Here is a 12,580-nt window from a genome sequence, read left to right as displayed (position 1 = left end):
CTCCTTTCGTTTCAGCTCCGCAACACCTTTTCAATTTCCCGCTTGATGAAGTTGATGCTCTTGGTGACGGGAATCTCCTTGGGGCACACCCTCGTGCATTCGAAATGGTTTCGGCATCCCCAGGCGCCGTCTTCCGTATCCACCTTCTGCAGCCGGTCCTCCTTCTCCCGATCCCGCGTGTCGAAGATGTACCGGAACGCCCACACCAGCGGGGCCGGCCCCAGAAACCCTTCGTTCACCCCCACCACGGGACAGGAACCCATGCAGCAGGCGCACAGGATGCACCGGATCACCTGGTCCAGTTTCTTCCTTTCCGAGGGATCCTGCAACCTCTCCTTCTCCGGATCGCCCTCCCCGGCCAACAGGTAGGGGCGCACCCAGTTGACCTTCTCGAAAAAGGGCTCCAGGTCCACCACCAGGTCCTTGAGCACCCGAAAGGAAGGCAGGGGTTCCACCACGATTTCCGGCTCGCCCTCGTAGTCCTGCACCAGCTTTTGGCACGCCAGAGCGCACCGGCCGTTGAGGCGTACCGCGTCGGACCCGCACACCCCATGGCCGCACGACATGCGGAAACTCAGGCTCCCGTCCTGCTCCCACTTGATGCGGTTCAGGCAATCGAGAATGCGCTCTCCGGGTTCCGCCTCCACCTGATAGGTTCGGTAGTGGGGCTCCGAATCCCGCTCCGGGTCGAATCGATAGATTCTGAAGGTCAATTCCATCTCAGTACACCCTCGGCTTGGGTTGGAAGCGCGTGATGGAAACGGGTCTGGTGGCGTAGCGCACCCGGTCCCCGTCGCGATAGACCAGGGAGTGGCACAGCCAGGCGGCATCGTCCCGTTCCGGAAAATCCTCGCGATAATGAGCCCCGCGGCTTTCCGTGCGCTTTTGAGCGGCCAGGAGCATCACTTCCGCCAGACCCAGGAGCGACTCCAGCTCCAGCGCCTCCATGAGGTCGGTGTTGTACCGGTCTCCCTTGTAGTCCAGAACCAGCCGGGTTCGGCACTCCTCCTGAAGCCCCCGGATGAGGCCCAACGCCTTCTCCAGGCCCCGGGCGGTCCGGTAGACGCCGCAATGCTCCATCATCTCCTGCTGCATCCTCTGGCGAAGCCGGGCCGCCCGCTCCCCGGAGCGGCGCTCCTTGAGCCTCCCGATCCTTTCGCGGCACGCTTCCAGAGCCTCCCCGCCCGCCTCCGTGAACGACAGATCGGAAACGTCCTCTAGGATGCGCCGTCCCGTGCGCCGCCCGAAGACCACCAGGTCCAGCAGGGAGTTGCAGCCCAACCGGTTGGCCCCGTGCACCGACACGCAGGCGCATTCCCCGGCGGCGTAGAGGCCCGGCACGGGATTCCCGGCCGCGTCCAGCACCCGTCCGTCCACGTCCGTGGGGATGCCTCCCATCATGTAGTGGCAGGTGGGCTGTACCGGGATGGGCTGGGTCGCCGGGTCGATCCCCAGGTAGATGCGCACGAAGGAGGAGATGTCGGAAAGGCGTTCTTCCAACCGGTCCTTTCCCAGGTGGGTGAGGTCCAGATGGACGAAATCGCGGCCGCCGATGCCTCGTCCTTCCCGGACTTCGCTCATGATGGCGCGGGATACCACGTCCCGGGCCGCCAGGTCCTTGATGGTGGGGGCGTAGCGCTCCATGAACCGCTCGCCGTCCCGGTTCCTGAGGATCCCGCCTTCGCCCCGGGCCGCTTCGCTGATGAGCACCCCCAGCCCGTAAATGCCGGTGGGATGGAACTGGATGAACTCCATGTCCTGAAGGGGAAAGCCGTGGCGAAAGACCATGTGGGCTCCGTCCCCCGTATTGGCGAAGCAGTTGGAGGTGGTCTTGAAGACCTTGCCGAAGCCGCCCGTGGCCACCAGGACCGCCTTGGCGTGGAAAAGATGGAGTTCGCCCGTGGCCCATTCGTAGGCCACCACGCCGCGGACGGCACCGTCCGTGACCACCAGGTCCATGACGGACAGCTCGGGATAGACCCGGATGCCCTTCTGAACGCTCTGTCCGTAGAGGGTGTCCAGGATGACGCGGCCCGTGCGGTCAGCCGCATAACAGGCGCGTTTCACCGGCGCCTCCCCGAAGTTCCGGGTGTGCCCGCCGAAGGCCCGCTGGGCGATGGTGCCGTCCGGATTGCGGTTGAAGGGAACGCCCATGTGTTCCAGTTCATAGATGGCCCGCGGGGCGTCCCGGGCCAGGACCTCCGCCGCGTCCTGATCCGTCAGGTAGTCCCCCCCCTTCACCGTGTCGAACATGTGCCATTCCCAGGAATCGGGCTCCTCGTTCCCCAAGGACGCGGCAATGCCCCCCTGGGCGGCCCCGGAATGGGACCGGGTGGGAAAGACCTTGCTCACCAGGGCCACGTCGCACCGGCCCGCCGCCTCCACCGCCGCGCGAAGCCCCGCCAGCCCCGAGCCCACGATGACCACGTCATGCTTGTGTCGGATCGCCATGGATCATCCTCTTTTCCGGGAAACCCGTCGTGAGTTTTCGCCACACCTCGTCCACCTGACGACGGGTGTTTTCGAGATCGTGGGAATTGTCGATGACCAGGTCCGCCCAGGCCTTCTTGTGTTGAATGGGAAGTTGAATCCTCAAGGTCTTTTCCGCTTCCTCGCGGGTGACGCCGTCCCGGGCGCAAAGCCTCCGGATTTGCACTTCCGGATGGGCATAAACCAGGAGGACGCAATCGAAGGAGGACTCCAATCCGGCTTCGTACAGCAGGGGGATATCGAAAAGGACCGGCCTGTGAGGGTCGGCTTGAACCGAACGGTCCCACGCCTCCTCCATCTCCTGAAGAACGTGGGGGTGGATCGCTTCGTTCACTCGCCGCCGGAGATCGTCGTCTTCCAGAATCGCCCGACGGAGCCTCCGGCGGTCCAGCTCCCCGGAGTCGGACAGGAAGTAATCCGCCGGCAGGAACTCCCGGAGCCGCCGCCAGGCGGGCTTTCCGGGCTCCACGGCCCGCCGGGCCGCCCGGTCCGCGTCCAGCACGCGGGCGCCCTTGGCTTCCAGCATGCGGGCCACGGTGCTCTTTCCGCTGGCGATGCCTCCCGTCAGGGCGATCCGGCGCGCCCGGAGGTGCCGAACACGCCCGGTATCGTTTCCAACCCGACTATCGTCTGAAGACTTCCGTTCCGGCATACCGGGCCGCGTCCCCCAGCTCCTCCTCGATGCGCAGCAGTTGGTTGTACTTGGCCACCCGGTCCGTCCGGCACAAGGATCCCGTCTTGATCTGGCCCATGCCCGCCGCCACGGCCAGATCCGAGATGGTGGTGTCTTCCGTTTCGCCGGAACGGTGGGAAATCACGGCGCGGTAGCCCGCCTTGGCGGCCATGGAAATGGCCTCGAAGGTCTCCGTCACCGTGCCGATCTGGTTGAGCTTGATCAGGATGGCGTTGGCCACGCCCTCCTCGATGCCCCGGGCCAGGATCTTGGTGTTGGTGACGAAAACGTCGTCTCCCACGATCTGGATCCGGCCGCCCAGCCGCTGGGTCATGAGCTTCCAGCCGTCCCAGTCGCCTTCCGCCATGCCGTCTTCGATGGAGATGATGGGATAGCGGCCGGCCCAGTCTTCGTAGAGGGCCACCAGCTCTTCAGCGGACTTTTCCGGCTGTTTTTCGGCCTTCAACACGTAGCGGCCGTCTTCGTAGAATTCGCTGGCCGCGGCGTCCAAGGCGATGAACACATCCTCTCCCGGCACGTATCCGGCCGCCTTGATGGCGTCCATGAGGAGTTCCAGGGCTTCTTCGTTGGACTTCAGGCTGGGCGCGAATCCCCCCTCGTCGCCCACGGCCGTGTTGAGCTTCTGGGCCTTGAGCACCTTCTTGAGGGTGTGGAAGATCTCCGCCCCCATGCGAAGAGCTCCCCTGAAGGTGGGCGCTCCCGACGGCACGATCATGAACTCCTGGATGTCCAGGTTGTTGTCGGCATGGGCGCCTCCGTTCAGGACGTTCATCATGGGAACGGGCAGGATGTGGGCCGCCACGCCGCCCAGGTAGCGGTAGAGGGGCAGTTCCGCCTCCTCCGCGGCCGCCTTGGCCACGGCCATGCTGACCGCCAGGATGGCGTTGGCTCCCAGACGGCTCTTGTTCTCCGTGCCGTCCAGAGCGATCATGAACCGGTCCAGGGCCACCTGGTCCTGGGCGTCCATCCCCACGATCTTGGGGGCGATCTCATCGTTCACGTTTCGAACCGCGTTGAGAACCCCTTTGCCCAGGTAGCGCTTGTCGTCGCCGTCTCGAAGTTCCAAGGCTTCCCTGGATCCCGTGGACGCACCGGACGGAACCGCCGCCCGGCCCATGACCCCCGTTTCCAGAAAAACGTCGGCCTCCACCGTGGGGTTCCCCCGGGAATCCAGGATCTCCCGCGCCCGTACCTCGATGATCTCACTCATGGCCCCTCGCCTCCTTCCGTGTCCGGTTGCTCGCTTCTTTTAGACCGTACCGTCACCGGGCGGGCATCCACCCCGCCCCTACCTTGCCGTTCTATCGAGTTCCATCCGTCCCTCCACCCGCGTTCATCGGCGGCTCCCTTTCAAACGAGCCGCGTCACTCTGCGGGGAGAACCCGCTCCAGGCAGATCCGTTCCGGACTCACCCTGGCCTGCACCGCCACCACCTGCACCCCCTGGTTCACGGCCCAGCGGTAGCGCTCGGCATAGACCGGATCGATGACCTCGGCCGGAGCGAACCGATCCGCATCCCCGCGCTGCACCACGTAAATCATGGCGGCCCGGTGCCCTTGACGGACCTTGTCCACCAGCACCTCCAGGTGCCTGGCTCCCCGGCTGGTCACGGCGTCCGGAAAGAGCGCCGCCCCGTCCTCCACCAGCGTGACGTTCTTCACCTCCACCCAGAGCGGTTCCCGCTCCGTTTCCACCAAAAGGTCCAGGCGGCTGTGGTTACCCGCCGGCACCTCCCGGTGCACTTCCACCCTGTCGCCGAAAACCGGCAGGGCGCGGAGTTCCGCGGCCAAGGCGGCCAGCTGGTTGGGAATGCCGGTGTTGATGCCCACCCAGCCGCCGTGGATCTGGATCATCTCCCAGGTGTAGGCGGTCTTGCGATTGGTTCCGGGTGGCGCCGGAGTGAGTCGAACGGGCGCTCCCTCCTCCAAACACCCCTTCATGGAGCCGGAATTGGGGCAGTGAACGGTCACCCGGCGGCCGTCTTCCAGTCGCACGTCGGCCAGAAATCTCTTGTAGCGTCGGATAAAAAAGCCCTTTTCCAAGGGCTCGGAAAAAGAGACGCACACATCCCCAAGCGGGTTCTGTTTCATCGCTGTTGATGCTTTCTCCGGTTCGATCCCGTCTTTTCGCACACGTATGCATGCATTATAGGTCCCCGCCCCTTGCGGGTCAATCCGCACAGTCCCTGGACGCCGGTGTCCAGCCGCGCCCGTTTGTCAGCGGGAAAGCCTCCGTGCTATAAGACGGCTTCGTTCACCCGCAGGGAGGGAGCTCATGAACGGACCTTGGATCCGGCGCCTGCCGCCGCCCTTGCTTCCCGTCGCAGGATTTCTTTTCATCATCGTGCTGGGGGCCTCGGCTCTCAAGGCTTTTCCCATGGCAGACGGGGCGCGCCTTCCCTGGATCGACGCCCTCTTCATGGCCACCTCGGCCACGTGCGTCACCGGATTGAGCCTCTACGACATCGGCACCCAGTTCACGGTGTGGGGACAGGGGGTCCTTTTGGCCCTCATCCAGGTGGGCGGTCTGGGCATCATGCTCCTTTCCACCGTGTTTCTCATGGCCCTGGGCCGCAGGATCTCCTTCCGCTCCCGGATGCTCCTGCAGGACACCTACACCCACGGCCCCAGCGCCCACCTGCCGCACCTGCTCCGAAACATCATCGTCTTCACCCTCCTGTTCGAAGCGGCCGGAGCCCTGGTCCTTTTCACCCGATTTTCCCACCGGTATCCGGAACTCCGGGCCTTGTACCTGGCCGTGTTCCACAGCGTGAGCGCCTTCTGCAACGCCGGGTTTTCCCTCTTTTCCGACTCCCTGACCGGGTTTCGAAGCGACGTCCCGGTGAATCTCACCATGGCCGTCCTGATCATCGTGGGCGGCATCGGCTTCCTGGTGCTCCACGAGGCGGCCTTCGCCCTCCGTAAGCGGAAGCGCTGGAGGCTGCTGTCGCTCCACACCAAGCTGTCCCTTTCCACCACGGGCGCCCTGCTGGCGGCCGGAACCCTGCTCTTCCTGCTGAGCGAATGGTCGGACACCCTGGCCCACCTGCCCTTCCAAACCAAGCTGCTGGCCTCCTTCTTCCAGTCGGTCACCACCCGAACGGCCGGATTCAACTCCCTCGATTTCACCGCCATGAACAACGAAACGCTCCTGGCCACCCTGGTGCTCATGTTCATCGGAGCCTCGCCCGGGTCCACGGGGGGCGGCATCAAGACCACCACCGTGGCGGTGCTGGCCGCTCTCAGCCGCTCCCGGCTGGGGGGAAGCCCCTGCGTACACGCCTTCAAACGATCGGTTCCGGACGAAACCCTGCGGCGCGCCTTTTCCGTCTTCGTTCTGAGCGTGGTGGTGGTGCTCCTGGGCACGGCCTTCCTGCTCTGGTCGGAACTGGGCCAAGTGCCTTACATGGAAAGCCGGGGACGGTTTCTGGAGATCCTCTTCGAGGCCACGTCGGCCTTCGGCACGGTGGGCTTGAGCATGGGGGCCACCCCGACCTTGAGCTTCTGGGGCAAATGCATCATTATCAGCCTGATGTTCACGGGGCGCCTGGGGCCGTTGGTCATCGCCATGGCCATCCAGCCCAGGGAGCGCCGGAGCATCTACGAATACGCGGAAGAACCGGTCATGATCGGCTGAAAGGACGATCCATGAAGAGGGTGGCCATTATCGGCCTGGGAAACTTCGGCTACTACCTGGGAAAGGAGCTTTCGGAGCGCGGCTTCGACGTGCTGGGCCTGGACGTTCGAAAGGACGTGGTGCAGAAGGCGAAAAACGACATCGCCGTGGCCGTGGTGGCCGACGCCACGGACAAGGACACCCTCAGGGACCTGGGCGTGGACCAGGTGGACCTGGCCGTGGTGACCATCGGCACCAATATGCTGGCCAGCATCCTGTCCACCTTTCTCCTCAAGGAGATCGGGGTGCGGGACGTGTACGCCAAGGCCCTGAGCGAAGAGCACGAGCGGATCCTGAGGCGCGTGGGCGCCGATCAGATCCTTTTCCCCGAAAAGGATCTGGCCCTCAGCCTGGCACGCCGGATCACCACGCCGAACATGCTAGAGTACCTGCCTTTTATCGAAGAGTACAGCATCTTCGAGCTGGAGCCCCCGGCCAGCTTCGTGGGCAAGAGCCTCAAACAGCTGGACCTGATCAACCGGTTCGAAACCCAGGTTCTGGCCGTCCGCGACGGCCGAAGCCAGAAGCTTATCTTCATTCCCAAGGCGGATTTCACCGTGCGCCAGGGGGACATCCTCATCCTGCTGGGCCCCAACGAGGCGATCCAGCAACTGGCCAAGTTGGAGTGACCCGGGCCCGCGGAGCCTGTCCGACAATGCCGGGGATGACCGCTTTTCCCGTAGCGCAACCCTTCAGGGCTGCGGAGGAGTAATTTCCGGCAACATAGGGACTCCCGCTTGCGCGGGAGTGACGGGTGGGGGAGTTCTCAGACGGCCTCCAGGGACGGAGCCGAGAGCCCGCCGACTGGAAAGAGAAAGGAACGGAGAAGATGATCGAACGCTACACGCGCCCCGAGATGGGACGCATCTGGACCCAGGAAAACAAGTATCGCAAGTGGCTGGACGTGGAACTGGCGGTGTGCGAGGCCCGGGCCGAGCGGGGGGAGATTCCGCCGGAGGCCATGGACGAAATCCGCCGGAAGGCGGCCTTCACCGTGGAGCGGATCGACGAGATCGAGCGGGAGACCCAGCACGACGTCATCGCCTTTCTCACCTGCGTGGCGGAGCACGTGGGGCCGGCCAGCCGATTCATCCATGAAGGGCTCACGTCCTCGGACGTCCTGGACACGGCCAACGCCCTCCTTTTCAAGGAAGCCTCGAAACTGCTCCTGGAGGACATGGATCGCCTGCTGGAGGTCCTCAAGCGCCGCGCCTTCGAATTCAAGGACACGGTCATGATGGGCCGCTCCCACGGCATCCACGCCGAACCCGTGACCTTCGGCCTCAAGTGGGCGCTGTGGTACGCCGAGATGCAGCGAAACCGCGCCCGCCTGGAACGGGCGGCGGAAACCATGCGGGTGGGAAAGATCTCGGGGGCCGTGGGCACCTACGCCAACATCGATCCGGAAATCGAAAGGCGGGTTTGCGAAAGGCTCGGGCTGAAGCCGGCTCCCATCAGCACCCAGGTGATCCAAAGGGACCGGTACGCCGAATTTTTTACGACCCTGGCCATCATCGGAGCGAGCATCGAAAAGATCGCCGTGGAGATCCGGCATCTCCAGCGTACGGAAGTGCGGGAAGCGGAGGAATATTTCGCTCCGGGCCAGAAGGGTTCGTCGGCCATGCCCCACAAAAGGAACCCCATCGCCTCGGAAAACCTATCGGGCCTGGCCCGGGTGCTTCGCGGAAACGCCCTGGCGGCCATGGAAAACGTGGCCCTGTGGCACGAAAGGGACATCAGCCATTCTTCGGTGGAACGGATCATCGGCCCGGACTCCACCATCCTGCTGGACTACATGCTCAACCGGCTGACGAGGGTCCTGGACAAGCTGACGGCCTATCCGGAAAACATGCGCCGGAACATGGAAATCACCGGAGGACTTCTCTACTCCCAGCGGGTTCTGCTGGCCCTGGTGGGCAAGGGCCTCACCCGGGAGGACGCCTACCGGCTGGTGCAGCGAAACGCCATGGCCGTCTGGAACGAAGGCGGGCATCTGAAGGAACGGCTCAAGGCGGACCCGGAGGTCACGGCCCATCTGAGCGAAAGCGAACTGGAAGGGCTCTTCGACCTGGGCTACCACCTGAAGCACGTGGACACCATCTTCCGGCAGGTCTTCGGGGAGTGAGTTCCTGCCGATTTCGGCCGCGCTCCGGTGGACAGAGGCGGTTCCCAAACCGCCTCCATCTCGGCGATCCGCTCTTTCGAGAGGGCGCACCGCAAAGCGCAAGTGGGAAAGAGACCTGATCCTTGCGTGGATCGGCTTTTCGAACCGGGAGGGATGGACGAACCATCAGACGCCTCTTGAAAGCCGTCTCACCCTGAAGATGCCGCTCAAGGCGAGGATTTCAGGGTCACCGGTAAAAAGGACCCCTCCCGTCTTTTCGGCCAGAGAGACGGCAAAGGCGTCGGCATAAGACAGCCGGTGGTTCGCCTTGATCCTTGCGGCAGCCAGGATGTCCGCCTTGGAGGGCACGTGAAGGGTCAAGGGAAGCATTTGGATGTCTTTCAAGACCTCGTCGGCCGTGTTCGTGCCTTTCTTCCGGCCCAACATGTAGTAGACCTCTCCCAGGTTGACCCATGACATGTGAACATGGGACCTGGAAGCATCCTCTTTTTCGAAGATCTCCTTCACCGTGCTCGCCGCCGGTTCCTCCCCGAACACCAAGGCCAGCAAAGCCCAGGCATCAAGCACGATTTTCTCCGGAGATCTCGTTGGCATGTTCCTTCTCCAGTTCCTCCAGAATGCCTTCCCCCGCGTATCGATGGTACAGCCGCTCCAGGGGAGTCGCCTTCAAGGGGGTCAGGATGATCTCGTCCTTTTCGATGCGGACACGGAAGTAGGTGCCGGGGTCGATCTTCAGCCGCTCCCGGACTTCCTTGGGGATCACGATCTGCCCCTTGGACGAGATTTTCGCCGCCAGCATCTTTGCACTCCCCGCCTGTTGGACTCAGGTTGAGCCGAAATAAAACCGATGGTGTCCCTTGGTTTACCTTTCATTCCGATCTTACTTGTGTCTATCGTAAACCGTGCGGGAGGTCAACGCAAGGAGAGGGGCTCTCGCGGAGGCGCTGGGAGGATCCGGGGAAAGATGATATGGAAGGGCTTTTCTTGGTGCCTTGGCGCGAGGTGAAAAAAGCCTCGCACCAAGACGCCAAGACTTGGATACACTCCTCATTCAGCGGTTGTACGACGCGGCGGGGGCGGGCTGGCGCATGGGCCTTCCGGGGCCGCCGTCCGGGCGCCTGCGGGCTCGCTTGCGGGCCCTTCGCGCCAGCAGGTTGTCCAACCAGTCCGGATCCATCTCGGGGACCGACGAGAGCAGCAGCTCCGTGTATTCGTGGTGGGGCGGGGTGAGGACCTCTTCCTTGACCCCTTGTTCCACGATGCGCCCCTGCCACATGACCACGATCTCGTCGGCGATGGCCTTCACCGTGGCCAGGTCGTGGGTGATGAAGAGGTAGGACATCCCGAACCGGTCCTGAAGCTTCTGGAGCAGCTCCAGGACGCCTTCGGCGACCAAGGGGTCCAGGGCCGAGGTCACCTCGTCACAGATGACGAGATCCGGCTGTGCCGCCAGGGCCCGGGCGATGCACACCCGCTGCTTCTCCCCGCCGGAAAGCTCCGTGGGGTAGCGGTCGATGTATTCCGGGGGCAGCTCCACCATATCGAGAAGCTCGATGATCCGGTCTTCCTGCTCCTTGCCCTTCATGCCGAAGTAGAACTCCAGCGGGCGGCCCAGGACGGTGCGCAGCTTCTGCCTGGGATTCAGGGCCGTGTCCGGCATCTGGTAGATCATCTGAAGGCGCCTCAGGCTTTCCCGATCGCGGGCCTTGAGGTCCGCCGGCAGTTCCTCGCCGTCGAAGACGATGGTGCCCTTGAGCGGCGGGAGCAGGCCCGTGACGACCCGGGCCAGCGTGCTCTTGCCGCTTCCCGATTCCCCCACCACGGCCACCGTGGTCTTGCGCTTGACCTTCACGTTGATATCCTGGAGCACCTCCACGCCTTGCCCATAGCTGGCCGAAACGCCGCGGACTTCCAGAAGCACGTCGTCTTTCAGTGCGTGGGCGTTGGAAGGCCTCCTCGTCTTTCGCACGGAAAGGAGCGCCCGGGTGTACTCCTCCTGGGGATTGGCCAGCATCTGCCGGGTCTCGCCCTCCTCCACCAGCTCCCCGTCGCGCAACACCATGATCCGGTCCGCCAGCTGGGCCACCACCGCCAAATCATGGGAGATGTAGATGGCGGCCGTTCGGAACTGGCGGGTGATCTCCTTGATGGCGGTGAGCACCTCGATCTGGGTGGTTACGTCCAGGGCCGTGGTGGGCTCGTCGAAGACAATGATGTCCGGCTGACAGGCCATGGCCATGGCCACCATGGCCCGCTGGAGCTGGCCGCCGGAAACCTGGTGCGGGTAACGGTAGCCGATGTTTTCGGGATCGGGCAGCAGCAGGCGCCGGTAAGTGTCCACGGCCTTCTCCGCGGCCTCCTGGTAGCTCATCAGCCCGTGCTGCACCGGAACCTCCACGCATTGCTTGAGGAGCGTGTGGGCCGGATTGAAGGAAGCCGCCGCGCTCTGGGCCACGTAGGCGATGCGGACTCCCCGGATATTACGCAGCTCGGACCGGGACGCCTTGGTCAAATCCTTGCCGTCAAAGACGATGGAACCCGAAGCGATGCGGCATCCCCCGCGGGTATAGGCCATGGAGGCCAGCCCTAAGGTGGACTTGCCCGCCCCGGATTCCCCTATGAGGCCCAGCACTTCCCCTCGGTTGAGATGCAGATCCACTCCCTTGACGATCGGCTGCCATCGCCTTCCGGAAAGCCCTTCGATCACCACGTTTTTCATTTCCAGTAGATGACTCATATGTCCTCCAAGTATCAGGTTTTATTCTTTCAGGCCGCTGGCCATGTGGAGGAACCAGTCCACCACCAGGTTCACCCCCACGGTGAGGAGCGCGATGGCCGCAGCGGGCCACAGGGGGATGAAGATGCCGAAGGTGATGGCGCCGGCGTTTTCGCGGACCATGCTCCCCCAGTCGGCCGTGGGCGGTTGAATTCCCAGCCCCAGAAAGCTCAGCGACGCCACGAAAAGAAAGACGAAACAGAAACGCAGCCCGAATTCCGCCACCAGCGGCGGCATGGCGTTGGGAAGGATCTCGTGGCGCATGATCCACCAGATCCCCTCCCCTCTCAGCCGGGCGGCCTCCACAAATTCCATCACCTCGATGTCCATGGCCACCGCCCGGGACAGGCGGAAGACGCGCGTGGAATCGAGAAGCGCAATGACCACGATCATGGCCGGAATGGACGTGCCCACCACGGAAAGCACCATGAGAGCGAAAATCAGGGTGGGAAAGGCCATGATGATGTCCATGATCCGGCTCAGGAGCATATCGACCCAGCCGCCCAGGGTGGCAGCGAAGAAACCGCATAACGATCCCACGAGAAAAGAGAGCGCCGTGGTGACGAAGGCGAGAGCGATGGTGTTTCGAGCTCCGTAGATCAACCGGGTCAGCAGATCCCGCCCCAGCTGGTCCGTTCCCAACAGATGGTCAGCGCTCTTGGGGGCCCACACGTCCCCGACGATTTCCGTCTCCCCGTAGGGAGCGATGAGCGGTGCAAAGATCGCGGCAAAGACATTGAGGGCGATGATCGCCAGACCGATTCGAGCACTCCACGGTGACCGTCGTACCAAGTTCCAGAAAGCCATTCTTCAACTATCC

General features: G+C 63.6%; 12 protein-coding genes. 3 read left to right on the top strand and 9 right to left on the bottom strand.

Annotated features, from left to right (window positions below; translation table 11 throughout):
- Positions 1 to 11: 11 nt before the first annotated feature.
- From BUB04_RS12365 to sfsA, 5 genes are all read right to left on the bottom strand, one after another.
- Positions 12 to 719, bottom strand: a complete 708-nt coding sequence (locus BUB04_RS12365; RefSeq protein ID WP_073039951.1) for a succinate dehydrogenase/fumarate reductase iron-sulfur subunit — start codon at positions 717 to 719, stop codon at positions 12 to 14.
- Between the two features lies 1 nt (position 720).
- Positions 721 to 2,445: a succinate dehydrogenase flavoprotein subunit gene (gene sdhA, locus BUB04_RS12360; protein ID WP_143156471.1), complete on the bottom strand. Its 1,725-nt coding sequence runs from the start codon at positions 2,443 to 2,445 to the stop codon at positions 721 to 723.
- The gene (gene coaE / locus BUB04_RS12355) at positions 2,429 to 3,142 is read right to left on the bottom strand and encodes a dephospho-CoA kinase (RefSeq protein ID WP_084076456.1); all 714 of its coding nucleotides are present in this window, start codon (positions 3,140 to 3,142) and stop codon (positions 2,429 to 2,431) included. The genes sdhA and coaE overlap by 17 nt, the downstream gene beginning before the upstream one ends.
- Positions 3,114 to 4,394, bottom strand: coding sequence for a phosphopyruvate hydratase (gene eno / locus BUB04_RS12350; RefSeq protein ID WP_073039947.1), 1,281 nt, complete (start codon positions 4,392 to 4,394; stop codon positions 3,114 to 3,116). Before eno ends, coaE begins: the two co-directional genes overlap by 29 nt.
- A 154-nt stretch (positions 4,395 to 4,548) precedes the next feature.
- Complete coding sequence (gene sfsA, locus BUB04_RS12345) at positions 4,549 to 5,274, bottom strand: DNA/RNA nuclease SfsA (RefSeq protein ID WP_073039944.1); 726 nt, start codon at positions 5,272 to 5,274, stop codon at positions 4,549 to 4,551.
- Between the two features lie 184 nt (positions 5,275 to 5,458).
- Between sfsA and BUB04_RS12340 the strand changes: the two genes are divergently transcribed.
- From BUB04_RS12340 to purB, 3 genes are all read left to right on the top strand, one after another.
- Positions 5,459 to 6,820: a TrkH family potassium uptake protein gene (locus BUB04_RS12340; RefSeq protein WP_073039942.1), complete on the top strand. Its 1,362-nt coding sequence runs from the start codon at positions 5,459 to 5,461 to the stop codon at positions 6,818 to 6,820.
- An 11-nt stretch (positions 6,821 to 6,831) separates the two neighbouring features.
- Positions 6,832 to 7,488 carry a potassium channel family protein gene (locus BUB04_RS12335; RefSeq protein WP_073039940.1) on the top strand — a complete coding sequence of 219 codons (657 nt, stop codon included), beginning with the start codon at positions 6,832 to 6,834 and terminating at the stop codon, positions 7,486 to 7,488.
- Positions 7,489 to 7,688: 200 nt separating this feature from the next.
- On the top strand, positions 7,689 to 8,984 hold the full coding sequence (purB, locus tag BUB04_RS12330) for an adenylosuccinate lyase (protein ID WP_073039937.1): 1,296 nt from the start codon (positions 7,689 to 7,691) through the stop codon (positions 8,982 to 8,984).
- Between the two features lie 165 nt (positions 8,985 to 9,149).
- On the opposite strand, the gene BUB04_RS12325 is transcribed toward purB, so the two are convergent.
- The 4 genes from BUB04_RS12325 to BUB04_RS12310 all read right to left on the bottom strand — a co-directional run bounded on the left by BUB04_RS12325 (position 9,150) and on the right by BUB04_RS12310 (position 12,567).
- Entirely contained in the window at positions 9,150 to 9,551 is a 402-nt protein-coding gene (locus tag BUB04_RS12325) for a type II toxin-antitoxin system VapC family toxin (protein WP_178371982.1), read from the bottom strand.
- Positions 9,544 to 9,783, bottom strand: coding sequence for an AbrB/MazE/SpoVT family DNA-binding domain-containing protein (locus tag BUB04_RS12320; protein WP_073039933.1), 240 nt, complete (start codon positions 9,781 to 9,783; stop codon positions 9,544 to 9,546). Before BUB04_RS12320 ends, BUB04_RS12325 begins: the two co-directional genes overlap by 8 nt.
- A 252-nt stretch (positions 9,784 to 10,035) precedes the next feature.
- Positions 10,036 to 11,721 carry an ABC transporter ATP-binding protein gene (locus tag BUB04_RS12315; RefSeq protein WP_084076455.1) on the bottom strand — a complete coding sequence of 562 codons (1,686 nt, stop codon included), beginning with the start codon at positions 11,719 to 11,721 and terminating at the stop codon, positions 10,036 to 10,038.
- A gap of 21 nt (positions 11,722 to 11,742) precedes the next feature.
- Positions 11,743 to 12,567 carry an ABC transporter permease gene (locus tag BUB04_RS12310; RefSeq protein WP_073039931.1) on the bottom strand — a complete coding sequence of 275 codons (825 nt, stop codon included), beginning with the start codon at positions 12,565 to 12,567 and terminating at the stop codon, positions 11,743 to 11,745.
- Positions 12,568 to 12,580 lie beyond the last annotated feature (13 nt).

The sequence above is a fragment of the Desulfacinum infernum DSM 9756 genome (genome assembly GCF_900129305.1).
Lineage (GTDB): Bacteria > Desulfobacterota > Syntrophobacteria > Syntrophobacterales > DSM-9756 > Desulfacinum > Desulfacinum infernum.
The sequence above is the reverse complement of the archived record's forward strand: the minus strand, read 5'-3'. Positions and strand labels throughout refer to the sequence as shown.

What these genes read in the sequence shown, in the direction of transcription:
- BUB04_RS12365 (WP_073039951.1), bottom strand. Translation starts at nt 719, where the DNA reads ATGGAATTGACCTTCAGAATCTATCGATTCGACCCGGAGCGGGATTCG.
- coaE (WP_084076456.1), bottom strand. Translation starts at nt 3,142, where the DNA reads ATGCCGGAACGGAAGTCTTCAGACGATAGTCGGGTTGGAAACGATACC.
- eno (WP_073039947.1), bottom strand. Translation starts at nt 4,394, where the DNA reads ATGAGTGAGATCATCGAGGTACGGGCGCGGGAGATCCTGGATTCCCGG.
- sfsA (WP_073039944.1), bottom strand. Translation starts at nt 5,274, where the DNA reads ATGAAACAGAACCCGCTTGGGGATGTGTGCGTCTCTTTTTCCGAGCCC.
- BUB04_RS12340 (WP_073039942.1), top strand. Translation starts at nt 5,459, where the DNA reads ATGAACGGACCTTGGATCCGGCGCCTGCCGCCGCCCTTGCTTCCCGTC.
- BUB04_RS12335 (WP_073039940.1), top strand. Translation starts at nt 6,832, where the DNA reads ATGAAGAGGGTGGCCATTATCGGCCTGGGAAACTTCGGCTACTACCTG.
- purB (WP_073039937.1), top strand. Translation starts at nt 7,689, where the DNA reads ATGATCGAACGCTACACGCGCCCCGAGATGGGACGCATCTGGACCCAG.
- BUB04_RS12320 (WP_073039933.1), bottom strand. Translation starts at nt 9,783, where the DNA reads ATGCTGGCGGCGAAAATCTCGTCCAAGGGGCAGATCGTGATCCCCAAG.
- BUB04_RS12315 (WP_084076455.1), bottom strand. Translation starts at nt 11,721, where the DNA reads ATGAGTCATCTACTGGAAATGAAAAACGTGGTGATCGAAGGGCTTTCC.
- BUB04_RS12310 (WP_073039931.1), bottom strand. Translation starts at nt 12,567, where the DNA reads ATGGCTTTCTGGAACTTGGTACGACGGTCACCGTGGAGTGCTCGAATC.